This window comes from Pantoea sp. X-Soil-YNGN-775 (genome assembly GCF_059730575.1).
In genome coordinates, this window is record NZ_AP035945.1 from 53,661 (window position 1) to 78,761 (window position 25,101).

Genomic DNA, 25,101 nt, shown 5'->3' on the forward strand with positions numbered 1-25,101 from the left:
AGAGTGATGGCGTTGTCTGGCAAGCCAACTCAGTCAGGCTTCTGTCAGGGCTGAAGGGATGATAATAATGAAATTGATGAAAACGTTACCGCTGGCGGGTGTAGTCTGCTGTGCCGTTGTGGCAAGCGGCTGCTCCAGCGTCATGTCGCACACCGGCGCCAGTCAGGGCTACTATCCTGGCACCCGCGCCAGCGCCGATCTGCTGGTCGATGACGACACCAGCTGGGCACTGAAACCGCTGGCGTTGATCGATCTGCCGTTCTCCGCTGCGCTGGATACGCTGTTACTACCGTGGGACTATTATCGCAACGACAGTGACAGATCGATCGACTCACCGCGCGAGCGGGTATTGCAAAGCGAGAAGCTGGCGCATACCCAGGAACATCTGGCGCAGGCCCAGCCGATGCCGACTATGCAGCCGTCGTCGCCGCAACCGTAAACAGCTGCCGCCAGCCGTTTACCTCACGCATATAAGCAATCTGGCTGCCATCAGGCGACCAGACTACCGCGTCACCGGATGGCGGTTGCTCTGTCCGGTCAGTCAGCCGCTGACACGATCCGCTGGCGACCTCACACTGCATCACGCTGTTGTCGCAGATAAAAGCGATCGCCTGACCATTAGGGTGCCAGCTAAACGCCGACTGGATGCTGTGGTTCAGCCGGGTGATCTGGCGCGGCTCGCCGCCGTTGGGCGACACGCTCCACAGCTGAATCACCTGCTGCGGGTCCGCCATCAGAAAGGCGATCTGGCTGCCGTCCGGCGCAGCGCGCAGCCAGTGGCGTGGTTGCAGCGCCAGTCCGCGACTTACCGTCAGGCGACGCTGCTGCACGCCAGCAGGCGGTGCAGGTAACTGTCGCTCATTGCCCTCCAGCGGTGCCTCGCCCGCGCGGGCGTAATCCTCCAGCGCCTCGGGCAGGTCAACAATAAACACCTCAGGCCGTTTTTCACCCTGCGCATCCAGCGTATCGCCAATAAAGGCGATGGCCCAGCGCTGCCAGCTGCCGTCCGGCTTCTGGTAGCCGCGATCGCCAACCCAGCACTCTTCATAAGCGCGATTAATCTGGTCGCTGCCGGGTGCGGGCTGCGCATGGGTACGGCTGACCAGCAGGCAAAAATAACTGCCGTCATATTCGCGTGGATGCTGCTTCTGCGGCGTCACCGCCCGCAGCGGCACGGCGATGCCGACGTTACGCAGGTCCTGGCGGCTATCCCATTCATGCATTACATGATCGTTGTAGGTGAAGCTGAGGCGTGACCCGTCGGCACTGAACACATGCACGTGCGAACCACCCCGCAGCGCGCCGGGCGTAAAGGGCGGAGTGATATCGCAGGCATCGAGATTGCTCGCCTCGCCGTTCTGAATAATGACGCCACGCCGATGGTGAAAGTCATACTGCCAGCTTGCGTCGGGATGCTCCGGGCCGTGAATACAGACATAGCGCGGCGGCAGATCGGGGCTGACGGTAACCACCCCGACATGGGCACCGTGGCGTGCCTGATACAGCACCTCAACCTCGCCGGTGGTCACATTGACGCGCTCAATGGTCTGGCTGGTAAACGACGCGCCTGAGGGACGCAGGTCAAACGCCAGCCACTGGCTGTCGGCGGTCCAGACATTGATATTGGTAAGCTGATGCTGGCGGGCAGCAAAGGTGATCTGTTTTTCGCGCATGGAGGCAACCTGATAAAAATGTTGCCCCACACGCTACGCCAAACCGGCTAAAGATGCAGCTTCGATTTCGCCTCACTGCGTACCTGGCCGTCATCCCCGACGGCTTTTTTTCGTCCCAGCAGCAGGCCGAGTAAGCCGCCCAGCACCAGCGCACCCGCCACAATCAGCAAACCGTCATTGTAGCTGTGGGTGGCATCTTTGATGCGGCCCATGATCGGCGGAAAACCGAGGCCGGCAATATTCGCCACGGCGTTGATCAGCGCAATCGACGCGGCACCGGCGACGCCGGAGATGGTTTCGGTGGTGACGGCCCAGAAGACCGGCGTAATCGCCCAGTTGAGGCCCACCATCAGCACCAGCAGACCGTAAGCCAGCCACTGTTGCGAAACCGCCATCGCGCCCAGCAGCAGCAGGCCCGCAGCGATCAACGGCAATCCCAGATGGCGGGCTCGCTCGCCGGTTTTGTCCGAATGACGGCCATTAAAATACATAAACAGACAGGCGAACAGGAACGGCACCGCCGACAGCAGGCTGACCATCAGGTTACTGCGGTCCTCCGCCACGGCCTTGACAATCAGCGGCAGAAACAGCGTCACGCCGATGGTGCCAAACGCCTGCAGCAGCCACAGCAGGCTGAGCGCCCAGACGCGACCGCTTTTCAGCGCCACCCGCCAGTTATGATGGTGAATGGCGGACTGCTTCTCGTCACGTTCAATGGTCTGCTGCAGCCAGCTACGCTGCTCGCCGGAGAGCCAGCGCGCGTTGGCCGGTGAATCATCAAGATAAAACCAGGTGACGATGCCGAGGAAGAAAGCGGGAATACCTTCCAGCAGGAACAGCCAGCGCCAGCCCTCGACACCTAACATGCCGTGCATGTTCAGCAGGCTGCCGGAGAGCGGCAGGCCAATCACCGATGCCAGCGCCGCGCCGATATAGAACATCGACATGGCACGGGCGCGATCGCTACGCGGATACCAGCAGGAGAGGTAGAAGATAATGCCGGGCGTAAACCCGGCCTCTGCTGCCCCGAGCAGAAAGCGCATCACATAAAGCTGGGTGGGCGTCTGGACCAGGCTCATGCCGGCGGCAATGATCCCCCAGCTCACCATGATGCGGGCGATCCAGCGCCGTGCGCCGACCCGCGTCAGCAGGACGTTACTCGGCACTTCGAAGATGATGTAGGTGACGTAAAAAATGCCGGCGGCGATGCCGTACATCTCGGCGGTCATCGCCAGATCGGCATTCATCTGTAGCGCGGCGACGGAGATATTGGCGCGATCGATATAGGCAATCAGGTAGAGCAGCATGATGAACGGCATAATGCGCCGGTTCATTTTTTTCACGGTACTGAGATGCAGATGTTCACTCATCGGGAGATCCTCTCGTAGGGTATAGCGAACCCGGATCCCGCATCGCGCGGGAGCTGGCGAGTGTTTCTTATTATCGGGTGAAGCGGGTACTGCCAGAGCTCATCAAACACCTGCTGGTGGCTGCGGCCGTTTAAGCGGGTGACACCCGCCTCTGAGTGTCGGCTCTCAACCACGACGGGGTCGCGGTCGTCGCAGGCGCGCAGGTTGGCCGGGCCCCAGTCGGGAGCGATACGGAGGCTCACTCGACCTCCTTCAGGCGTTGAGTTGAGCTGGCAATCATGGCGCGAGCCGCCGCCTCTGCGGCGTCACTATCCTGATGGCGAATGGCATCAAACAGGTTCTGATGTTCACGCAGGGTTTGCGGCATGTTGTCGCGATCGGCGCGGTAGGTGCGGGCAAAAACTGCTTTCTGGAGCTGAACCAGCGCGATACTGAGCTGTTGCAGAATCGGATTGTGAACCGAAGCCAGCAGCGCCTCGTGGTAGCGCATATCCGCTTCGTTAAAGGCGTCCCGATCGTCACGCCGGGCGATCATCTCGTTGAGCGCCTGCTCGATAGCGGCTAGATCCTGGGCGCTGGCGCGTTCGGCTGACCAGCGCGCCAGCTGTGGCTCGACCAGCACCCGCACGTCGTTCATCGCGGCGATAAGCTTCGGATCGTGATTATGCTTTAACGACCATTGCAGAACGTCGCTGTCGAGGAAGTTCCAGTGCTGATGTGGGGTGATGAAGGCGCCGCGATAACGCTTAATTTCAATCAGGCGTTTCGCGGTCAGCGAGCGATAAACTTCGCGGATGATATTACGCGAGGTGGCGAACCGTTCGCACAGGTCCACCTCGGCGGGTAACGGCTGGCCCGCCGCAAACTGGCCAGAGACAATCTCTTCGCCCAGCGTCAAAAGAATCCGATCGGTTTTGCTGACGTCCTGCTTTTCCACTGTCTGTGTTCCTGTGTCCGGCCAATGCCTGAGCAAAAATTGTAGTACCACCTGGTAAAGTGGCACTACAATGCCGATCACAAAACAGACAATCTGTTACGCTGCAGCCTGCCAGCAGGAAAACAGACGGTTACAGCACCAGCTCTTCAATCGCGTGCGCCACGCCATCTTCCATATTGGTTTTGGTCACGAACTGGGCGATTTTCTTAACTGAATCAATGGCATTACCCATTGCTACCCCGGTGCCAGCATACTCAATCATCGCCAGATCGTTTTCCTGATCGCCAATCGCCATCACTTCTTCCTGCTTCAGGCCGAGCTTCTCAGCCAGCATTTTGACGCCCTGGCCCTTATTGACCCGACGATCGAGAATTTCGAGATAGTAAGGCGCACTCTTCAGAATGGTGTAACGCTGGTGCGCCTGTTCGGGCAGACGGGCAATCGCCGCGTCCAGCAGGGCAGGCCGGTCGATCATCATCAGTTTCGGAAAGCGGGTGGCACGATCCATCTCGTCAACGGCGCGGTAGCGTACCGGAATCCCGGTCAGGCTGGCTTCATGAATGGTGTATTCACTGATGTCTTTATTCGGTGTATAGAGATGGGACTTGTCGAACGCCTGGAAATGCACGCCCAGCTCACGCGCCAGCTGCTCAATGTAGAGGTAGTCGTCAAAGGTCAGCGTCACTTCCGCTACGCATTCGCCATCTTCAGCCTGATGGACCAGCGCACCGTTGTTGCTGATCGCGTACTGACCGGGCGTCTGCATATCCAGCTCCATCAGGTAGCGCTGGATACCGACAAACGGCCGGCCGGTGGTCAGCACAATCGAGACCCCTTGCTGGCGGGCGCGATCCAGGGCGGATTTCACGCCCGGCGTGATTTCATGTTGCGGATTAAGCAGGGTGCCATCCATATCGATAGCGATCAATTTAATAGCCATAGGGTCCTCGTTGCGTCTGGGTTTTGTTCAATGCTAGCGCGATTCAGCTCACATTGACCAGTTTAGCGGCAAGCGATGACAAATAGCTGATGCCCGGACTTCAGCCGGTAAACAGATCGCGGTGGATTTTAATCACGGCTTTTCGAATCAGCGCCGGTTCGGCGGGCGCACAGCAGGGACGATGAACGTCATGCGGGAAGAACAGCGCAAACATGCCGGGCGTCAGGGTGATCATCGACTCGTTTATCGTCTGCTGATAAAAAACCACGTCGCGTTGCTGGATAAAATCTTCGGTCACCACATGCTCCGGGTGCGAGCGGGCCACGCCAATATTCTCTACGCCAGCCAGCAGGTACTGGATGTCGATGTAGCTGACGTGGGATTCGGCCCGACGGACGCTGGCCGGTTCGGTCATCATCTCCTGCACCAGACAGAACATTTTGTCGTCCGCGAGGATCGGGTATTTCCCGCTTTCAAGCTGGCTGAAATCTGTCTCAGCAATCCAGCTTATCGCCTGGTCGATTATCGGATGAAAGGCGTGACGTTCTGTGGCCCAGTCGAGACGATCGCAAATAATCATGGTGTAACTCCCTGTCTGAACAGCATAGTGCGCCGCAAAGGCGCGAAGAGAGGCAAGAGTAAGGGAGGGCCAGCCGCTAAAAAGTGATCGCGATCGCAGCCTGCAGGCAACGTGGTGCAGTCGATGGACGATTTCAGGTTGCCCAGGGCAAAAAAAAGGCCATCACTTGCGTGATGGCCTGTGACGTCAGCAGCCGATTAGATATCGATATTGGCCGCTTTCAGCGCATTTTCTTCGATGAAGGCACGGCGCGGTTCAACTGCATCGCCCATCAGGGTAGTAAATAGCTGGTCAGCGCCAATCGCATCTTTAATGGTAACGCGCAGCATACGACGGCTATCCGGATCCATGGTAGTTTCCCACAGCTGTTCCGGGTTCATCTCGCCCAGACCTTTGTAGCGCTGTACCGAGAGGCCGCGACGCGACTCTTTCACCAGCCACTCAATCGCCTGCTCGAAGCTGGCCACCGGTTGACGACGCTCGCCACGTTCAATGTAAGCATCCTCTTCCAGCAGGCCACGCAGCTTGTCGCCGAGGCCACAGATTTTGCGGTACTCAGGACCCTGAATGAAATCGGCTTCCAGCGGATAATCAGTATCGACACCGTGGGTACGGACGCGCAGCACCGGTTCGAACAGGTTCAGCTCGCGGTTTTCACGCACCTGCGCCAGGTAGGTGCTACCGTGCGCTTCGCGCTCGGTGAGATAGCTCACCAGGCTGTTCAGCCAGCGGGTCACTTCTGCTTCATTGCTCAGATCGCTCAGCGTGTCGTGATAAATCAGCGCGCGCAGCAGGGCGACCGGATAACGGCGCTCCATACGCTTGATCATCTTCTGGGTGCTGTTGAAGTCAGAGACCAGCGTCTCCAGCGGCTCACCGGCCAGGGCCGGGGCGCTGGCATTGGTGTGCAGGGTGGCACCATCAAGTGCGATAGCGATCTGGTATTGATCCATCGCGTCGTCATCCTTGATGTACTGCTCCTGCTTGCCTTTCTTCACTTTATACAGCGGCGGCTGCGCGATATAGACGTGGCCGCGCTCAATAATTTCCGGCATCTGACGATAGAAGAAGGTCAGCAGCAGCGTACGGATGTGCGAACCATCAACGTCGGCATCGGTCATGATGATGATGCTGTGATAGCGCAGCTTGTCCGGGTTGTACTCGTCGCGACCAATGCCGCAGCCGAGCGCGGTGATCAGCGTGGCCACTTCCTGCGAAGCGAGCATTTTGTCGAAGCGCGCTTTCTCAACGTTAAGGATCTTACCTTTCAGCGGCAGAATCGCCTGATTCTTACGGTTACGGCCCTGTTTGGCCGAACCGCCAGCGGAGTCACCCTCCACCAGGTAGATTTCAGACAGCGCCGGGTCGCGCTCCTGGCAATCCGCCAGTTTGCCTGGCAGACCCGCCAGGTCCAGCGCGCCTTTACGACGGGTCATTTCACGGGCACGACGTGCGGCTTCACGGGCGCGCGCTGCGTCGATGATTTTGCCGACCACGATTTTTGCGTCGCCCGGATTTTCCAGCAGGTATTCCGCCAGCAGTTCGTTCATCTGCTGCTCAACCGCCGACTTCACTTCAGACGAAACCAGTTTGTCTTTGGTCTGTGAAGAGAATTTTGGATCCGGCACTTTCACCGAAACCACTGCGATCAGACCTTCACGCGCATCGTCACCGGTGGCGCTGACTTTGGCTTTCTTGCTGTAACCCTCTTTATCCATGTAGGCATTCAGGGTACGGGTCATCGCCGCACGGAAACCTGCAAGGTGGGTACCGCCGTCACGCTGTGGGATGTTGTTGGTGAAGCAGTAGATGTTTTCCTGGAAGCCATCGTTCCACTGCAGCGCCACTTCCACACCGATGCCATCTTTCTCGGTAGAGAAATAGAACACGGTTGGGTGAATCGGGGTTTTGTTTTTGTTGAGATACTCAACGAATGCCCGGATGCCGCCTTCGTAGTGGAAGTGATCAGACTTGCCGTCACGCTTATCTTCCAGACGAATCGATACGCCTGAGTTGAGGAACGACAGTTCACGCAGGCGTTTCGCCAGAATGTCATACTCAAAATCGCGCACGTTGGTAAAGGTTTCGTGGCTTGGCCAGAAGCGCACGCGAGTACCGGTCAAATCGGTCTCGCCGGTCACCGACAGCGGTGCCTGTGGCACGCCATGGACGTAGACCTGCTGGTGCACTTTGCCTTCGCGACGAATGGTCAGCTCCAGCTTCTGTGACAGGGCGTTAACCACCGAGACACCAACGCCATGCAGACCGCCGGAGACTTTATACGAGTTATCGTCGAACTTACCGCCGGCATGCAGCACGGTCATGATCACTTCAGCAGCGGAAACGCCCTCTTCTTCGTGAATGCCGGTTGGAATGCCGCGCCCATCATCCTGCACCGAAACGGAGTTATCCGCATGAATGGTGACCACGATGTCACTACAGTGACCAGCGAGCGCTTCGTCGATTGCGTTATCCACGACCTCGAATACCATGTGATGCAGACCGGTACCGTCATCGGTATCGCCGATATACATGCCCGGGCGTTTGCGTACCGCATCAAGTCCCTTCAGGACTTTGATACTTGAGGAGTCATAAGAATTCGACATCAACGTTTCTCGCTCATTTTAATCTTCAGGTTGAACCGCTATTTTACCCTGTTCCACGCGGAACATCTTGCCCTTTTCGTCGGTCATGTCGATTACATGCTCGGCAGAAATAGCGCTGACAAACACCTGCGCCTGGGTGGCTTTTAACCGCTCTGCCAGCAGGCGTCGGCGGCTGTCATCCAGCTCAGAAGCGAAGTCATCAATCAGGTAAACACAACGGCGTCCGCTCTGGCTTGTCAGGAACTCGCCCTGCGCCAGACGCAATGCACACATCAGCAGTTTTAGCTGCCCGCGTGAGAGTAAATCTTCCACCGGCGTCCCTTCAGCCCGAATACGAAAATCGGCTTTATGCGGCCCGCTGGCGGTGTAGGTCAGGGCGCGATCGCGCTCAAAGTTGCGTTCCAGCAGTTCGCCGTAATCGCTCTCTTTGTCCCAGCCGCGCTGAAATGAAAAGCGCAGCTCAAACTCGGGCAGGAACTGGCGGCAGGTGGCAGTAATCTCCGCCGAAATCGCCGCGCTGTATTCGGCGCGCCACTGGCTTATCTGTTCAGCCAGCGGTACCAGTTCCTGGTCCCAGGGACGAATCTGACTGTAACGTGAGACCTGGCGCAGGGCGGCGTTGCGCTGTTTTAACAGGCGGCGCAGGTTGCTCCAGGCGTTGAAAAAACCGGGCGTATTATGAAAGCAGCCCCAGTCGACGTAGGCTCTACGGTATTTGGGGCCGCCATTGAGCAAAGTAAACCCTTCCGGCGTGATTAACTGCATCGGTAACAGCTGCGCCAGTTCAGCCACTTTGTGGCCGTCGCTGCCGTCAATGCGTACTTTACTGTCACCGGCGCGGTTTTTGGTCAGCCCGACAGAAATCTCCCGCTCTTTACCTTCCAGCCGGCCATGCAGCACAAATGCTGCTTCGTCGTGACGGATCACGCGGCCCGCCTGCAGGCTGCGAAACGCCCGACCGTGGCCCAGGGTGTAAATTGCCTCTAATACGCTGGTTTTACCGCTGCCATTAGCGCCGACCAGGAAATTAAAGCCGGGCGCTAACGCCAGGTCAGCCTGTTCAATATTGCGAAAATCTTTGATAAGGAGGCGGGTTAAAGCCATGAATCAATCCAGCGTGAAGGGCAATAAAATTTTGGGCCTGGCGGTCCAGGGCGTCAACGGCAAAGCTGGTTTGCCCGATACCTCAGTCACCAGGCCGTCGGCGTCGCAGCTACGTTGCGCCCCGCCAGCGCACAGCCACCGGAGCGTACTGAAGTACGTGAGGATGGCGAGCACTGCCGGGGCACAACGTAGCAAGTAAACCAGGCCGATATATTCTACAAGAAGCGCGCAGGCCCTGGCAGCATACTGAAGTATGTGACCAGGGGCGAGCACTGCCCGGAACCAGAATGGCAAGTAAGCCAGGCCGATATATTCTACAAGCGCATGGGCATCACGACGTAGGCTGCCGCCGGACTCGCCACATCTTCAATCTGTACGCTCGACACCGAGTCGGTCAGCAGCAGACGGACATTTTCACACTTCAGCGCGTTCAGCACATCCAGCACGTAACTGACGTTAAAGCCGATCTCCAGTTCGGTGCCGTTGTAGCTGACATCCAGCATCTCTTCCGCTTCTTCCTGTTCAGGGTTATTGGCGGTGATTTTCAGCTGATTTTCGGTGATATAGAGGCGAACGCCGCGAAACTTCTCATTCGAGAGGATCGCTGCGCGGGCAAAGGCCTGCTTTAACAGATCGCAGCCGGCTTCCAGCGCTTTATCAGGGTTCTTCGGCAATACGCGACGATAGTCCGGGAAACGACCATCAACCAGCTTCGACGTAAAGATAAAGTCGCCGACGTGCGCGCGGATATTACTGCCGCCGATTTGCACCTGCAGCGGGTTATCGCCGCCATCCAGCAGCCGCAGCAGCTCAATTACCCCTTTACGCGGCACAATCACCGAATGGCTCGGCAGCGCCTGACCGATCGGCATTGAACAGACCGCCAGACGGTGACCGTCGGTCGCCACGGTGCGTAACTCTTCCCCTTCGGTTTCAAACATCATCCCGTTGAGGTAGTAGCGAACATCCTGATGCGCCATTGAGAACTGGGTCGCTTCGATCAGCCGTTTCAGCGTCGCCTGCGGCAGGGTGAATTCAACCTCACTCTGCCAGTCATCGAGATTCGGGAAGTCGCTGGCGGGCAGGGTCGACAGCGAGAAGCGGCTGCGGCCTGAACGCACTAACATGCGATCGCCTTCCAGTGACAGCGTGATCTCCGCGCCTTCCGGCAATCCGCGACAGATATCGAGGAATTTCCGCGCCGGCACGGTGGTTGCGCCAGGCTCATGAGCCTGGGTCAGGGCAACGCGCGCCACCATTTCCATTTCTAAATCGGTACCGGTCAGCAACAGCGTACCTTCTGTCACCTGCAACAGCAGGTTTCCAAGAATCGGCAGCGTCGGGCGACCCCCTAGCGGGCCGCTCACCTGTTGCAGCGGCTTCAGTAACTGCTCACGTTCAACAATAAATTTCATAGCGTCAGGAAGATAATGTTCTGATGAGATTAGAGAAATCTTCTTTGATATCGTGGCTCTCTTCACGCAGCTGCTCAATCTTGCGGCAGGCGTGAAGCACCGTCGTGTGGTCGCGTCCGCCAAAGGCATCGCCGATTTCTGGCAAGCTATGGTTAGTCAGCTCTTTTGCCATCGCCATCGCCATCTGGCGCGGACGGGCTACCGAACGCGAACGGCGTTTGGACAGCAGATCCGCGACCTTAATTTTGTAGTACTCAGCCACGGTCTTCTGAATATTATCAATGGTGACCAGCTTTTCCTGCAGCGCCAGCAGATCGCGCAGCGCTTCGCGCACGAAGTCGATGGTGATCGCCCGGCCGGTAAAATTGGCGTTGGCGATCACGCGATTCAGCGCGCCTTCCAGCTCACGGACGTTGGAGCGTAAACGCTTGGCAATAAAGAAGGCGACTTCACCCGGCAGACGAATATCATTCTCGTCGGCCTTTTTCATCAGGATCGCCACGCGCGTTTCCAGTTCAGGCGGCTCGATCGCTACCGTTAATCCCCAGCCAAAACGCGACTTCAGACGATCTTCCACCCCGTTGATCTCTTTTGGATAACGATCCGAGGTCAGGATGATCTGCTGATTGCCTTCTAATAAGGCGTTAAAGGTGTGGAAGAACTCTTCCTGCGAACGCTCTTTATTGGCGAAGAACTGAATATCATCGATCAACAGCGCATCGACCGAACGGTAGTAGCGCTTAAATTCTTCGATCGCATTGTTCTGCAACGCCTTAACCATGTCCTGGACGAAGCGCTCGGAGTGCATGTAAACCACTTTAGCATTGGGTTTACGCGCAATAATGCCGTTGCCTACCGCGTGCAGCAGGTGGGTTTTCCCCAGGCCGGTGCCACCATACAGAAACAGCGGGTTGTAGGCGCCGCCCGGATTATCTGCCACCTGGCGTGCCGCCGCGCGCGCCAGCTGGTTAGATTTACCTTCGACGAAGTTATCGAAGTTATGGCGGTTATTCACATTCGAACGGTAGGTCACGTCAGCCGGTGCCGGCACGTTATCCCAGCTTGGACGCATGATCTGCGTCGGGGCCGGACGGATGTGGCTCTGTACCGGGATAGCAGGCGCGCTGACGCTGGCCATCACCGGCTGGCTGACGGCGGCTGCTTGCTGAACCGGGCGTGTACCCACTTCAAAACGCAATAACGGTACGTTCGGACCGCAGAATTCATTCAGTAATGCGTTAATGCTATTGAGGTATTTGTCCCGAACCCAGTCGAGTACGAAGCGATTTGGAGCATACAAGGCAAGCGTATTGTCGTTTAACTCAGCCTGTAGTGGACGAATCCACATGCTGAATTCGGTGGCAGGAAGCTCATCCTGCAAACGGGCAAGACACTGTTGCCAAAGCGTAAGTGACACGGCGGACTCCACTCGTACAAATTCGATAAGAATAGTAGGCGTTACTCTAAGAAACGTTCATTTTTGACACAGACGTAAGAAAGCGCCTGCGACCGCTATCAGCGGTTTTCCGTCCTGCAATCACCGGAGGATCGTCAGCGGAAGGGCGGATCATAGCGCAAAGCGAGACAGAGATCTTCCCTTTCTACACAGTTTTGATCCTTTTTATCCACAGGCGAAAGGCGCGCAGAGAAGTTTACGCCAGTTGCGGGAAAAACCAGCAGGAATCTGGCTGAATGCGTCAGATTTTCGGGTGACTTCTCGTTTTATCCCCACGATCCGCCAATTTGATCGCAATAAGATCCGGCGCGATCCTTGCGCTTTAACCGGGAGCCCGTATAATTCGTCACCCGGCGTTGTCGCGTTAAGCCCAATGCCCGGACTCAGCGGGCTGTATCCGTGTTTCCAGGTACTGCGACACGCGAAGTAAATTGACTCGGGACTGTACAATTATTACAATCCCGCCTCTTTATTAAAGACACATTGAGGCGTCGGTCGATTTATTGGCCCGAAACGCGTCACCCAGTGAAAATTTTCAAGTTTAGGTAGAAACCGCCATGAAACGCACTTTTCAACCGTCCGTACTGAAGCGCAACCGTTCACACGGTTTCCGTGCTCGTATGGCTACAAAAAATGGTCGTCAGGTTCTGGCACGTCGTCGTGCTAAAGGCCGTTCTCGTCTGACCGTTTCTAAGTAATAAAGCTAGCCCTGATGGGTAAGCTCGCATTTCCCAGGGAGTTACGCTTGTTAACTCCCACTCATTTCACTTTCGTCTTCCAGCAGCCACAACGGGCTGGCACGCCGCAAATTACTATTCTCGGCCGCCTTAACGCGCTGGGGCATCCCCGCATCGGTCTCACCGTCGCTAAAAAACATGTGAAACGCGCCCACGAACGTAACCGGATCAAGCGATTGACCCGCGAAAGCTTTCGTCTGCGTCAACATGAACTGCCGCCGATGGACTTCGTGGTGGTGGCGAAGAAAGGGGTTGCCGATCTGGATAACCGTATGCTGGCGGAAGCGTTGGAGAAATTATGGCGTCGTCACTGTCGCCTGGCGCGCGGCTCCTGATCGTCCTGATACGCGTCTATCAACGCGGCATCAGTCCATTACTGGGCCCACACTGTCGGTTTCATCCGACCTGCTCTCAATACGGAATTGAGGCGTTACGCAGGTTTGGGGTGATAAAAGGCAGTTGGTTGACGTTAAAACGCGTATTAAAATGCCACCCTTTGAACCCGGGTGGTGACGATCCTGTGCCGCCAAAAACCTTTGATACCAGAGAACATTAACGATGGATTCGCAACGCAATCTCTTTCTCATCGCTTTTCTGTTCGTGTCTTTTATGATCTGGCAAGCCTGGCAGACGGACCACGCTCCGCAGCCACAGCAGACGCAGACCACACAAAACACTAACAGCGTAGCGGGTGATGCCGCCAGTCAGGGTGTACCGGCCAGCGGTCAGGGCCAGACGATCACCGTTAAGACTGATGTCCTGTCATTAAATATCAACACCCGCGGCGGTGATGTTGAACAAGCACAGCTGCTGACTTTCCCGGACAAACTGGGTTCCGACCAGCCGTTCCAGCTGCTTGAAACGACGCCATCGTTCCTTTATCAGGCACAGAGTGGTTTGACCGGTCGTAATGGCCCGGACAACCCGAACAACGGCGCGCGTCCTTTGTTCACCACCACGCAGGATCACTTCGAAATGGCGGAAGGCCAGTCCGAGCTGCGTGTGCCGATGACCTATACCGCTGAAAACGGCGTGGTTTACACCAAAACCTTCGTCTTCAAGCGTGGCGAATATGCGGTTAACGTCGATTATCATGTCAACAACACCACTCAGCAGCCGCTGGAAGTGTCGCTGTTTGGCCAGCTGAAGCAGACCATTGATCTGCCGAAGCACCGTGATACCGGCAGCAACAACTTTGCACTGCATACCTTCCGTGGCGCGGCGTACTCCACCAGCGATTCGAAATATGAGAAGTACAAATTCGACACTATCGCGGATAACGAAAACCTGAGCACCACCACCAGCAACGGCTGGGTGGCGATGCTGCAGCAGTACTTCGCCACCGCATGGGTTCCGCGTACCGATGGCACCAACACCCTTTACACCAGCAACCTGGGTAATGGCGTGGCGGCGATTGGCTACAAATCTGCCCCGGTAACTATTGCCGCAGGCGCACAGCAGAACCTTGGTGCAACCCTGTGGGTCGGTCCGGAAATTCAGGACAAGATGGCAGCCATTGCGCCGCACCTTGATCTGACCGTCGATTACGGCTGGTTGTGGTTTATCTCTCAGCCGCTGTTCAAGCTGCTGAAATTTATCCACAGCTTCATCGGTAACTGGGGCTTCTCCATTATCGTGATCACCTTCATCGTGCGTGGCATCATGTACCCGCTGACTAAAGCGCAGTACACCTCGATGGCGAAGATGCGCATGCTGCAGCCGAAGATTCAGGCGATGCGTGAACGTCTGGGTGATGACAAGCAGAAGCAGAGCCAGGAAATGATGGCGCTGTATAAAGCAGAGAAGGTCAATCCGCTGGGTGGCTGTCTGCCGCTGGTGATCCAGATGCCTATCTTCCTGGCGCTGTATTACATGCTGTCAGGTTCTGTTGAACTGCGTCACGCGCCGTTTGTGCTGTGGATCCATGACCTGTCCGCGCAGGACCCGTACTACATCCTGCCGATTCTGATGGGCATCACCATGTTCTTCATTCAGAAGATGTCACCGACCACCGTGACCGATCCGATGCAGCAGAAGATCATGACCTACATGCCGGTGATTTTCACCGTGTTCTTCCTGTGGTTCCCGTCAGGTCTGGTGCTGTACTACATCGTCAGCAACCTGGTGACCATTCTCCAGCAGCAGCTGATTTATCGCGGCCTGGAAAAACGTGGTCTGCATAGCCGCGACAAGAAGAAAGCCTAAGCGATGTAAAGCGGGAGCGATCCCGCCCTAAACGGTCTATCCTCAGGCGGTCAAAGCGACCGCCTTTGTTTTTTGTAGCGAGAGAGAATTTATGAGCCACAGCGATACCATTGTTGCCCAGGCTACGCCGCCCGGACGCGGCGGCGTAGGTATTCTGCGCATCTCCGGGGCCCGTGCAGCCGAGGTGGCGCAGCAGCTGCTGGGCAAACTGCCTAAGCCGCGTTATGCCGACTATCTGCCGTTTACCGATGCCGACGGCAGCGTGCTGGATCAGGGCATTGCGCTGTGGTTTCCGGGACCTAACTCGTTTACCGGTGAAGATGTGCTGGAGCTGCAGGGCCATGGCGGTCCGGTGATCCTTGATCTGCTGCTGAAACGCATCGTGGCGCTGCCCGGCGTACGCATCGCCCAGCCGGGTGAGTTTTCAGAGCGCGCGTTTCTCAACGATAAGCTCGACCTGGCGCAGGCCGAGGCGATAGCCGATCTGATCGATGCCAGCTCTGAGCAGGCGGCCCGTTCTGCGGTCAACTCGCTGCAGGGGGTGTTCTCCACCCGCGTCAACCACCTGGTGGAAGCCCTGACTCACCTGCGCATCTATGTTGAAGCAGCCATCGACTTCCCGGATGAGGAGATCGACTTCCTCTCTGACGGCAAAATCGAAGCGCAGCTGAATGCGGTGATCGCCGATCTCGATGGCGTACGGGCGGAGGCGCGCCAGGGTAGCCTGCTGCGTGAAGGGATGAAGGTGGTGATTGCGGGCCGGCCTAACGCGGGCAAATCGAGCCTGCTGAATGCGCTGGCGGGCCGTGAGGCGGCGATTGTCACCGACATTGCCGGCACCACGCGCGACGTATTGCGTGAACATATTCATATTGATGGTATGCCACTGCATATCATCGATACCGCCGGTTTGCGTGAGGCCAGCGATGAAGTCGAGCGCATCGGTATTGAGCGCGCCTGGCAGGAGATTGAGCAGGCTGACCGGGTGCTGTTTATGGTCGATGGCACTACCACCGACGCGACCGAAGCCGCGGCCATCTGGCCCGACTTTGTTTCACGCCTGCCGCCTGAGTTACCGATTACCGTGGTGCGCAATAAAGCCGACGTCACCGGTGAACAGCCCGGCCTGACAGAGATAAATGGCCACGCAGTGATTCGGCTGTCGGCACGCACCAGCACCGGGGTTGATGAACTGCGCGATCATCTGAAGCAGAGCATGGGGTTCGCCGGCAATATGGAAGGCGGCTTCCTGGCGCGCCGTCGTCATCTGCAGGCGCTGGAGTTAGCAGCGACGCACCTGCTGCAGGGCAAAGCGCAGCTGCTGGGTGCCTGGGCTGGTGAGCTGCTGGCAGAAGAACTTCGCCTGGCTCAGCAGGCGCTGAGCGAGATTACCGGCGAGTTCACCTCGGATGATCTGCTGGGCCGCATCTTCTCCAGCTTCTGTATCGGTAAATAACCTCGCTTTTGCCGGTCCGATAGTTCGTCCTTGTCAGACCGGCTCCTCTTCCCGCTTTCATGCTTCCACTTTACTGCGCACCTGCGGTGATTCTTGCTGATATGTTATTTTGCGGCGGGCCGGCATTGCAGTATAACGGTCAAAGCACCGACCTGATGATCGACGACGGATGGCGGCGATTTATTCGCTCTGATATTCGCCATTATCTGCGCCGTCGCTACATCGCGCCGGCAGCGAACCCCTATTCGTGGTCACCCTTGGGCGAAATTTTTTGCCTGAAACAGGAGAGTTGCATGAGTACACCGCTTGACACTGCCGCACTGAACACGCTGTTTACCGACGCCCGCACCCACAGTTACTGGCAGGCGAAGCCGGTCGACAACGCCCTGCTGGAACAGCTGTATAGCTTAACGGCGCTGAGCCCGACCTCGGCTAACTGCTCGCCCGCCCGCTTTGTTTTCGTAACGTCGGCGGAAGGTAAAGAGAAGCTGAAACCGGCGCTCTCTTCCGGCAACCTCGAAAAAACCATGAGTGCGCCCGTCACGGTGATCGTCGCCTGGGACCGCGAATTTTATGAGCAACTGCCTGCGCTGTTCCCGCATGCCGATGCCCGCAGCTGGTTTACCGGCAGCCCGGAAGCGGCGAAAGAGACCGCTTTTCGTAACAGTAGCCTGCAGGCCGGGTACCTGATCCTGGCGGCCCGCTCGCTGGGACTGGATGCCGGCCCGATGTCCGGCTTCGATCCGGTGAAGGTGAATGAGGCGTTCTTTGCTGATGGTCAGTATCAGGTTAACCTGCTGATTAACCTCGGCTATGGCGAGGCGTCAAAACTGCATCCGCGTCTGCCGCGCCTCAGTTTTGAACAGGCGTGCCGGTTCGCCTGATGCCGCTCGCGTCGCGATATCCGTCGCGACGCATATTCTGAACCGGCTGAATTTTCACCGCCGCGAATCTAGCCAGATCGCTCATCCTATTCCTAATTTGGTTCATTCTGTGTTGTGCCGGATGCATTAAGTTAAGAAAATTCTTACAATGCAGCTGATGATTATCTGACCATTTTCACGGAGCGACAGATGGCTGGTCATTTTGTACGCTGGACCGGTAACCCCGACTTCTCTGCACAAGATATGCGCATTCCCCAGCATATTATTGATACGGCACAGCTGTTTGCTGATAAGCGTCGTGGGCGTTTTCTTGCCGCGCGCACGCTGCTGGCCCAGCTGATGCTGCGGGTTTATGGCATTAATACGCTGCCGCGCCTGACCACCGATTGCCACGGACGTCCCGCTTTTGCTGACCACGATTTGCCTGATTTCAGCATCGCTTATGCTGGCAATACGGTCGGCGTACTGCTGGCCGAAGAGGGCGGCCGCGCCGGACTGGACATGGAGATCGTGCGGGCACGCAGTCGCCAGACTCAGGAGCAGTTGATGCAGGGATTAACCTCCGGGGAGATCGCCTGGATCAATGCTCAGCAGGATTTTATGGAAGCGGTGACGCAAATCTGGACGCTGCGCCAGAGCCTGCTCAAACTGACCGGTGAGCGCGAAGCGGGGCTCGATTCGCTGCGGCTGCTGCCGGGCGCAGGCCGTCTGCGCTCCTCGCTCTATCCCGATATCCAGGTGGTGTGCGACGCTGAACCGATGCTGGTCTGGTCCTGCGCGCTCTCGCCCGCAACCCAGCGGCTGCATCTGTGGGAGATGGATAACGCCCATCAGTGGTTCGCCTTACGTGAAGTAGAAATGAGTAAACCGAATATCGGTCCCCGCACCCTGCGGCTGACCAGCCTGCCCAATGAACGCAGCGTGCACCCCGAAATCTGACGGATAGCTGCCGTTGGCGATCGCCTGACTCTTCGTTCATAAGCGCATTGTTAAATCATTTGTTCAATCACGTCCGCTGCGTTGGCTCTGACTGGAAGCCCGATCGGAATCCTGTTGCGCCATCTCCCTTTTTGCACGCTGTGAGCCTGGCCGCAACTCTGACTGTCGATCCGGGTTATGCCTCTTTTTGTGACCGTCATCACTTCACTCTGGCGTGCTTTTCTCTATATCTTTGAACATAAGTTTAAGGAATGAACTTTTGTCAGATTCGGGATGAAAAGCGCTGAAGCTGGCGTTATAGCTAACGTCTTAAGGAGACGATGATGGAAAAAATGAAACTGGGTGTGAATAGCGCCATGTTCGATGGACATCCGCCGGAAGTCGCCTTCCAGACCGTGCGTGCGGCGGGGTTCGCTTACATTGAGCTGGCCTATAACCAGGGTTATGTTGGCCAGCTCGACCCGGCCCTGTTTGGTCAGGAGAATGCTGCCCGCATCAACGATCTTAAACAGCGGACCGGCCTGAAAATGCACGCGCTTGGCTGCACCATTAACCTGGCCGCGCCGGATGCGGTGGAACAATTCCGGCAGCGGGTGGGGTTCGCCCGGCTGATTGGTGCCCGTTATCTCAATGCCTGCACTGCCCGACGCGATAATCGCGCGGCGTTAATTGCAAACCTGCGGCAGATGGCGCCGATTGCCGAAGATGCTGGCTGCATTCTGTGTATCGAAAATGGAGGCGATCCGGATTATGACGCCTTTGCGGTGGCTGAGGATGGCTTCGCGCTGCTGGAAGCGGTCAGCCATCCGGCGGTGGCATTTAACCTTGATCCCGGCAACATGGTGTCGCTCTGTCCACAGCAGGATCCTATCGCTGAGGCACTGACAATGCTGCCTGGCGCCCGGCATTGCCACATTAAAGACGTGATGCGACAGAACGGGGAATATCATTTCCCGCCGATTGGAGAGGGTGAACTGAATTATGCGCCGCTGCTTCAGGCGCTGGCGGAAAATGAGATTCCGGCCAGCCTGGAGATCCCCCTGCGGATGCATCGCCAGCCCGATAGCTGGCCGCAGCGGGCTGACCAGCCGGTTGATCCGGCCATCAGCCTTGAGGTGTTAATTCGTTCGCGGCTGGCGCTGGAAAAAATGCTGGGCTACCGGCTGGCTGCAGACCACTAACGGATGGGCCCTCAGCCGGTACGCACGCGACGTACCGGCAGTGTCATGCCATCTCTCCGGTCCCGGCGAGTGCCTGCTGCAGAAATTCCCGGCACGCCTGCTCGATTTGCCAGCGATCGTCATCGGGCGTGGTGCGCATCTCCACCGCAATACTGCGTTCATCTAATCGCGGATCGTTCGGCAGCTGCCGGGCTGCTGCCACGATAGCCGTCGCCACAGCGGGCGTCAGGAAACCGGGCGCGCCAAAACGCATATGGTGATCGCCATAGCCCGGATCGTGCGGATCAAGGATGGCGTTAGCCAGATGCAGCTGTGACACCAGCGCTCCCCACAGACGCAGAGCCTCGACAGGATCTTCCTGATTGAGCGCCACATGCGCGCTGTCCCAGGCGAGATAGAGCCGTGGGCAGGTCCGACGCAGCTGCTGCATCCAGCGCAGGGTTTCGTCGGTGGGGCCGATGAGCTGGCATTTATGGGCGAAGCGGTCCAGCGGCTCCAGCTGCATGATCATCTGCGGGTATTGACTCATCACCTCGCCGACCTGTTCCAGCGTCTCGCCGAGCGCGCTTTTTGCCGCTTCACGCTGTGCCGCGCCGGGATCGCTGCCGCTGACAAAGGCAATCCGCGTTGCGCCACATTCGGCGGCGCGATGCACTAGTTCACAGGCCCGTTTCATGCTGCGTTTACGCTGAATCCGGTCAGGACTGCTGAGGTTCAGCCCCTGCTGATTCAGCACAAAGGTCATCCACTGTGTCAGCTTCACCTGTTTCGTTTCGCTGATATCCCGCAGTCGCCGGGCCTGCGCCGGTTGCAGCACCATGCCGGTTTCAATGAAACGATAAAATGGCTGCTGACTGAGGTGATCAGCAATGTCGACGACTCTGCTTTCATCCTGCATATCCGGAAAGAACAGCTCAGCAATATGAGCTGAAGGCACCAGCATGGTCTGTTTCATCCTGCCTCCTGATTCATTCATAAGTTACTAAGTAAAACATATGTTCATAGGGGGAAGTGCAGTGATGCTGTTAAAAATGCGCTTAACTTCACACTTCAGACATCGAGCCAACTTTCCAGGCACCGTTAATTAGTCACTGTTATTAATCATTGGCAGCCATTATTCAATTTATTGCGTTGCTATAGCCCATTTTCTCTGCATTTACTGAAGTGTGAGCTGCCGCAAATCTTTTCTCACAGGATCCGCTTTAATGTCTAAACATAAGATATGTTAATGAACATATGTTCAGTGTCCGGGATTTACCCGGCATCGCCACTGACAAGCGGGAGAAAGTTATGCAAGCGTTACACCCTGATTCCGATGCCGCGTCCCAGCCTACCCGGGTTCGCTGGCGCATTTTCGCCGTGCTGTTTTTCCTGCTGGCGGTCAACCTGATGGACCGTATCACGCTCTCAATCGGTATTCCGTTCATCAAGGATGAGTTCCATCTGTCGCCTGCCATGCAGGGGCTGATTCTCAGCAGTTTTTTCTGGTCCTATGCGCTGTTACAGGTGCCAGGCGGCTGGGCGCTGGATCGCTTTGGCCCGCGTAAGGTGCTGACCTTCTCCAGCATACTGTGGGGCCTCAGCCAGATTGGACTGGCGCTGGCAACCGGTGGACTGTCGCTAATCTTTGCCCGCATCGCGCTGGGCGTGGCGGAAACGCCGATTTCGCCCTCTGGCGGCAAAATGAATGCCAGCTGGATGCCCAAATCGGAACGTGGACGCGGCGCGGCCATCATGGATTGCGGCAGCCCGCTGGGTGTGGCGTTTGGCGGACTGATCATCGCCTACCTGATCGACATGCTCGACTCGTGGCGGCTGGCGTTTATCCTCGCCGGTCTGTTCAGCATGTCGCTGGCGCTACTGGCGTGGTACAAGCTGCGCGATCGCCCGGAAGAGGACCCTCGGGTTAACGCCGCCGAAATGGCGCTGATACGGCAGGGCCGTGACGACGGTGTGGCGCCGGATGCGCCGCCGCCCGCCGGTCCGGGCGTTGACTGGCGATCGCTGTGCGGCCTGATGTTTGGCCGGGCCACCTGGGCGATGATCTACTTTGGCCTGATGACATGGGGACCCAGCTATCTGGCGCAGGCACGCGGCTTCGATTTGCGCTCCATCGGTAATGCCACCTTTGTGATTTTTATGCTGGGTGCTGCCGGATCACTGGGGGCCGGATTCGCCGTCGATGCGCTGGTGAAGCGCGGCTATCAGCACGGCACGGTGGTGAAAAGCCTGATTGCGCTGTCGGGCGGCGTTACGCTGCTGATCTTCTTTGCGTTGCCGGACGTGGCGAATCCGATTACCGCCGTGGCGATGCTGTCGGTCGCCTCTTTCTTCCTGACCGGCGGCGGCAGCATTTACTGGAGTATTCCGGCGTTGATCGCCCATCCGGCACGCGCCGGCCTGGTCGGCGGTTTTATGAATATGGCCGGCAGCGTGGGCGGCATTCTGGTGCCGATTCTCGCCGGTCTGATCCTGCAACTCACCGGCGGATACGGCGGCGTACTGACCTTCTTTACCCTGTGCGCCGCGCTTTACGTAATTGGCACGCTGTTTATCCGTTTTGCGCCGCCGACCGCGCCGCTGCCGGCCGGCAGCACTCAAGTCAGCTAACCGCACTCGCCTGGCGGCGAGGCTGCCGGGCGACATCTTAACAGGAGAGAATATGCTTCGTTTCGCCGCTAATCTGACCATGCTCTATACCGAATATCCGTTTTATGAACGCTTCGACCGCGCCGCTGAGGCCGGATTTGAGGCGGTTGAATTTTTCTTCCCCTATGGGCTGGAGAGCGCCGATATCCAGCAGGCGCTGGATCGCAACCAGCAGCAGCTGGTGCTGTTTAACATGCCGCTGGGTGACTGGGATGCGGGCGACCGCGGATTTGCGGCGCAACCGGCGCGGCGTGACGAGTTTCGCCAGGCTATCGATCAGGCGGTGAGTTATGGTCAGCAGCTGAAACCGCCGCGTATTAACTGCCCGTCGGGACCGGCCGCCGGTCAGGGAGATCCGCTGCCAACCCTGCGCGAAAACTTTGCCCTGGCCGCCAGCGCGCTCAAGGCGCACGACATTCAGCTGGTGCTGGAGCCGATCAATCACGGCGACGTGCCCGGCGCGGTGATTTCCGGCGTGGAGCAGGCGGTGCGGCTGTTTGACCAGATTGGCAGCGACAACCTGGCGGTGCAGTACGATCTCTGGCATTCACTGCGTGCCGGTGAAGATCCCTATCAGGTGCTGCCCGCCTTTATTGACCGTATTGCGCATATCCAGATTGCGGATGTGCCTGGCCGTCACCAGCCCGGCAGCGGTGAGGTCGATTTCGAGCGGCTGTTTACCCTGCTGGATAACCTCAACTATCCCGGCTGGGTCAGCCTTGAGTTTCATCCGCAGGGCGCAACGGACGCCAGCTTTGCCCATCTTCGTCAGCTCGGGGTGTTGAAATAAAAAAGGCCGCTACCCTGACGGGAGCGGCCTGATGCGGTTATCGCAGCGTTTAGTGTGCGTCGATAAACACAATCTTCAGCACGAACATCAGCGCGACAATCACCACGCAAGGGCTGATTTCCCGCCAGCGGCCGGTGCCGAGCTTCATCACGCAGTAAGCGATAAAGCCCAGCGCAATGCCTTCAGTGATTGAGAAGCTGAACGGCATCATCGCGGCGGTGACAAAGGCCGGCACCGATTCGGTCAAATCATCCCAGCGCACGCGCGACAGGCTGGCGGTCATCAGTACGCCGACATAAATCAGCGCACCGGCGGCGGCGTAGCCTGGCACCATTGCCGCCAGCGGTGACAGGAACATCACCAGCAAAAACAGCACGCCGGTCACCACCGCCATTAATCCGGTGCGGCCACCAATCGCTACGCCCGAGCTACTTTCAATGTAGGCGGTGACCGAGGAGGTGCCTGCCAGCGCGCCACTGACCGAGCTGATGCTGTCAACGTACAGCGCCTGCTGCATGCGTGGGAAGGTGCCGGTTTCATCGGTCAGCCCGGCTTTATCGGTGACGCCGATCAGCGTGCCCGACGAGTCGAACAGATTGACCAGCATAAAGGAGAAGATCACACCCGCCATGCCGATGTTGAAGGCGCCTTTGATATCGACCTGGCCGACCACTGAACTGATGGCGGGCGGGGCGGAAAACAGGCCAACGAACTTCACGTCGCCCAGCATCCAGCCAATCGCCGTGGTCACCACCATCGAAATCAATACGGCGGCATGGATATTACGTGACGCCAGAATAGCGATGATAAAGAAGCCGAGCGCGCCCAGCAGTACGCTGTGCGAGGTCAGGTTGCCCACCGCCACCAGCGTATCGGGATTTGGCACGATGATGCCGGCATTTTTCAGCCCCATCATGGCGATAAACAGGCCAATTCCGGCGGTAATGCCGACGCGCAGGCTAAGCGGGATATTGGCAATCATCCAGTAACGCACCCGCAGCAGCGTCAGGATCAGCAGACCGACAGCGCCCCAGAAGATCGCCCCCATACCGACCTGCCACGAATAGCCCATTGCGCCGACCACCACAAAGGCGAAAAAGGCATTCAGCCCCATTGCCGGGGCCAGTGCGACCGGCAGATTGGCAAACAGTCCCATCAGAATACTGCCGAAGGCGGCAATCAGGCAGGTGGTGACAAACACCGCCTGGGTATCCATACCGGCCACGCCGAGGATCTGCGGGTTCACAAAGACGATGTAGACCATGGTGAGAAAGGTGGTCATACCCGCGATCACTTCGGTGCGCACCGTGGTGCCATGTTCCTGCAGCTTGAAGATGCGCTGCAAAAGGCCTTGCTTGCTCATGCCATCCATCCAGAAGAAAAAATCATCGGCGCGTATCCTGGCGATTTTACCAGGCCAATACAATGATTTTTCGCAACCGATTGCCACTCTCGCAATCTGCGCTCAGTACGGTAGAGTGAGGGACTTCCACAAAATCAAAGGATAGAGTCTGATGTCAGTAGAATGCGTCTTTTTCGATTGTGATGGCACGCTGGTGGACAGCGAACTGCTCTGCACCCAGGCCTACGTCAATACTTTCGCCCGCTATGGCATCGACCTGTCGTTGCAGCAGATGTTTGAGCAGTATAAAGGCGTCAAACTGTACGACATCATTCGCGACGTCGGTGAGGCGCATCAGCAATCGTTGCCGATGGAAGAGGTGGAAACCGCCTATCGTGCCGAGGTGGCGCAGTTATTTGATCAGCACCTGCAGCCGATCGACGGTGCCAAAGCGCTGGTTGAGCAGATAAAAGTGCCGATGTGCGTAGTATCGAACGGAACGGTGAAGAAGATGCAGCACTCGCTGGGCTTAACCGGCATGCTGCCGCTGTTTGCGGATCACCTCTACAGCGGTTATGACATTCTGCACTGGAAGCCCGATCCGGAGCTGATGTACCACGCTGCCGAGCAGATGCAGGTTGCGATTGAGCGCTGCATTCTGGTGGATGATTCTGAAGCGGGCGCGCGGGCCGGCATTGCCGCCGGTATTCCGGTGTTCTACTACTGCGCCGATGCGCATAATCCGGAACTGGATCATCCGCTGGTCACGCGGTTCGACAACATGGCGGACCTGCCCGCGCTGTGGCGCGCCCGCGGCTGGGATCTGGTGTAACCCAG

Annotated in this window: 23 protein-coding genes; 12 read left to right on the forward strand and 11 right to left on the reverse strand. The window is 57.5% G+C overall.

Going from position 1 to position 25,101, the window contains the following annotated elements:
* The first annotated feature begins 67 nt into the window (after nt 1-67).
* Nucleotides 68-439 (forward strand): YceK/YidQ family lipoprotein, encoded by a 372-nt coding sequence (locus tag AC6I8I_RS00250; RefSeq protein WP_312054893.1) that lies wholly within the window; start codon nt 68-70, stop codon nt 437-439.
* Here AC6I8I_RS00250 and AC6I8I_RS00255 read toward each other — a convergent pair.
* From AC6I8I_RS00255 to dnaA, 9 genes are all read right to left on the reverse strand, one after another.
* Nucleotides 411-1,673: a YidR family protein gene (locus tag AC6I8I_RS00255; RefSeq protein WP_497828219.1), complete on the reverse strand. Its 1,263-nt coding sequence runs from the start codon at nt 1,671-1,673 to the stop codon at nt 411-413. The genes AC6I8I_RS00250 and AC6I8I_RS00255 overlap by 29 nt on opposite strands.
* A 47-nt stretch (nt 1,674-1,720) precedes the next feature.
* A complete protein-coding gene (locus AC6I8I_RS00260) occupies nt 1,721-3,043 on the reverse strand; it encodes an MFS transporter (protein WP_312054889.1) in 1,323 nt (440 codons plus the stop codon).
* A gap of 238 nt (nt 3,044-3,281) precedes the next feature.
* Nucleotides 3,282-3,980 carry a FadR/GntR family transcriptional regulator gene (locus tag AC6I8I_RS00265; RefSeq protein WP_312759181.1) on the reverse strand — a complete coding sequence of 233 codons (699 nt, stop codon included), beginning with the start codon at nt 3,978-3,980 and terminating at the stop codon, nt 3,282-3,284.
* Nucleotides 3,981-4,110: 130 nt separating this feature from the next.
* Entirely contained in the window at nt 4,111-4,920 is an 810-nt protein-coding gene (yidA, locus tag AC6I8I_RS00270; RefSeq protein ID WP_312054885.1) for a sugar-phosphatase, read from the reverse strand.
* A gap of 100 nt (nt 4,921-5,020) precedes the next feature.
* Nucleotides 5,021-5,500, reverse strand: a complete 480-nt coding sequence (locus AC6I8I_RS00275; RefSeq protein WP_312054883.1) for a NanQ anomerase/TabA/YiaL family protein — start codon at nt 5,498-5,500, stop codon at nt 5,021-5,023.
* Between the two features lie 197 nt (nt 5,501-5,697).
* Nucleotides 5,698-8,106 carry a DNA topoisomerase (ATP-hydrolyzing) subunit B gene (gyrB, locus tag AC6I8I_RS00280; RefSeq protein ID WP_312054881.1) on the reverse strand — a complete coding sequence of 803 codons (2,409 nt, stop codon included), beginning with the start codon at nt 8,104-8,106 and terminating at the stop codon, nt 5,698-5,700.
* A gap of 18 nt (nt 8,107-8,124) precedes the next feature.
* Nucleotides 8,125-9,210 (reverse strand): DNA replication/repair protein RecF, encoded by a 1,086-nt coding sequence (gene recF, locus AC6I8I_RS00285; RefSeq protein ID WP_312054879.1) that lies wholly within the window; start codon nt 9,208-9,210, stop codon nt 8,125-8,127.
* A gap of 314 nt (nt 9,211-9,524) precedes the next feature.
* Complete coding sequence (gene dnaN / locus AC6I8I_RS00290; RefSeq protein ID WP_094119855.1) at nt 9,525-10,625, reverse strand: DNA polymerase III subunit beta; 1,101 nt, start codon at nt 10,623-10,625, stop codon at nt 9,525-9,527.
* A 4-nt stretch (nt 10,626-10,629) separates the two neighbouring features.
* Entirely contained in the window at nt 10,630-12,042 is a 1,413-nt protein-coding gene (dnaA, locus tag AC6I8I_RS00295; RefSeq protein ID WP_312054875.1) for a chromosomal replication initiator protein DnaA, read from the reverse strand.
* Nucleotides 12,043-12,638: 596 nt separating this feature from the next.
* On the opposite strand from dnaA, the gene rpmH reads away from it, so the two are divergent.
* The 8 genes from rpmH to AC6I8I_RS00335 all read left to right on the forward strand — a co-directional run bounded on the left by rpmH (nt 12,639) and on the right by AC6I8I_RS00335 (nt 19,483).
* Complete coding sequence (gene rpmH, locus AC6I8I_RS00300; RefSeq protein WP_003849659.1) at nt 12,639-12,779, forward strand: 50S ribosomal protein L34; 141 nt, start codon at nt 12,639-12,641, stop codon at nt 12,777-12,779.
* 14 nt (nt 12,780-12,793) lie between these two features.
* Nucleotides 12,794-13,153, forward strand: coding sequence for a ribonuclease P protein component (rnpA, locus tag AC6I8I_RS00305; protein WP_312054873.1), 360 nt, complete (start codon nt 12,794-12,796; stop codon nt 13,151-13,153).
* Complete coding sequence (yidD, locus tag AC6I8I_RS00310) at nt 13,117-13,374, forward strand: membrane protein insertion efficiency factor YidD (protein WP_072051038.1); 258 nt, start codon at nt 13,117-13,119, stop codon at nt 13,372-13,374. The genes rnpA and yidD overlap by 37 nt, the downstream gene beginning before the upstream one ends.
* Nucleotides 13,375-13,376: 2 nt before the next feature.
* Nucleotides 13,377-15,023 carry a membrane protein insertase YidC gene (yidC, locus tag AC6I8I_RS00315; protein WP_312054871.1) on the forward strand — a complete coding sequence of 549 codons (1,647 nt, stop codon included), beginning with the start codon at nt 13,377-13,379 and terminating at the stop codon, nt 15,021-15,023.
* A 91-nt stretch (nt 15,024-15,114) separates the two neighbouring features.
* Nucleotides 15,115-16,479 (forward strand): tRNA uridine-5-carboxymethylaminomethyl(34) synthesis GTPase MnmE, encoded by a 1,365-nt coding sequence (gene mnmE / locus AC6I8I_RS00320; protein ID WP_497828220.1) that lies wholly within the window; start codon nt 15,115-15,117, stop codon nt 16,477-16,479.
* A gap of 293 nt (nt 16,480-16,772) precedes the next feature.
* On the forward strand, nt 16,773-17,363 hold the full coding sequence (locus tag AC6I8I_RS00325; RefSeq protein WP_497828221.1) for a malonic semialdehyde reductase: 591 nt from the start codon (nt 16,773-16,775) through the stop codon (nt 17,361-17,363).
* Between the two features lie 189 nt (nt 17,364-17,552).
* Nucleotides 17,553-18,302, forward strand: coding sequence for a 4'-phosphopantetheinyl transferase family protein (locus AC6I8I_RS00330; RefSeq protein WP_312054865.1), 750 nt, complete (start codon nt 17,553-17,555; stop codon nt 18,300-18,302).
* Between the two features lie 320 nt (nt 18,303-18,622).
* On the forward strand, nt 18,623-19,483 hold the full coding sequence (locus tag AC6I8I_RS00335) for a sugar phosphate isomerase/epimerase family protein (protein WP_312054863.1): 861 nt from the start codon (nt 18,623-18,625) through the stop codon (nt 19,481-19,483).
* 43 nt (nt 19,484-19,526) lie between these two features.
* Here AC6I8I_RS00335 and AC6I8I_RS00340 read toward each other — a convergent pair whose 3' ends face one another.
* A complete protein-coding gene (locus AC6I8I_RS00340) occupies nt 19,527-20,438 on the reverse strand; it encodes a sugar phosphate isomerase/epimerase family protein (RefSeq protein ID WP_312054861.1) in 912 nt (303 codons plus the stop codon).
* Between the two features lie 335 nt (nt 20,439-20,773).
* On the opposite strand from AC6I8I_RS00340, the gene AC6I8I_RS00345 reads away from it, so the two are divergent.
* The gene (locus tag AC6I8I_RS00345; RefSeq protein WP_046289492.1) at nt 20,774-22,093 is read left to right on the forward strand and encodes an MFS transporter; all 1,320 of its coding nucleotides are present in this window, start codon (nt 20,774-20,776) and stop codon (nt 22,091-22,093) included.
* A 52-nt stretch (nt 22,094-22,145) separates the two neighbouring features.
* Nucleotides 22,146-22,922: a hydroxypyruvate isomerase family protein gene (locus AC6I8I_RS00350; protein WP_497828222.1), complete on the forward strand. Its 777-nt coding sequence runs from the start codon at nt 22,146-22,148 to the stop codon at nt 22,920-22,922.
* 49 nt (nt 22,923-22,971) lie between these two features.
* On the opposite strand, the gene AC6I8I_RS00355 is transcribed toward AC6I8I_RS00350, so the two are convergent.
* Nucleotides 22,972-24,285 (reverse strand): NCS2 family permease, encoded by a 1,314-nt coding sequence (locus AC6I8I_RS00355; RefSeq protein ID WP_089561622.1) that lies wholly within the window; start codon nt 24,283-24,285, stop codon nt 22,972-22,974.
* A 151-nt stretch (nt 24,286-24,436) separates the two neighbouring features.
* On the opposite strand from AC6I8I_RS00355, the gene yieH reads away from it, so the two are divergent.
* Nucleotides 24,437-25,096 carry a 6-phosphogluconate phosphatase gene (yieH, locus tag AC6I8I_RS00360; RefSeq protein ID WP_069728629.1) on the forward strand — a complete coding sequence of 220 codons (660 nt, stop codon included), beginning with the start codon at nt 24,437-24,439 and terminating at the stop codon, nt 25,094-25,096.
* Nucleotides 25,097-25,101 lie beyond the last annotated feature (5 nt).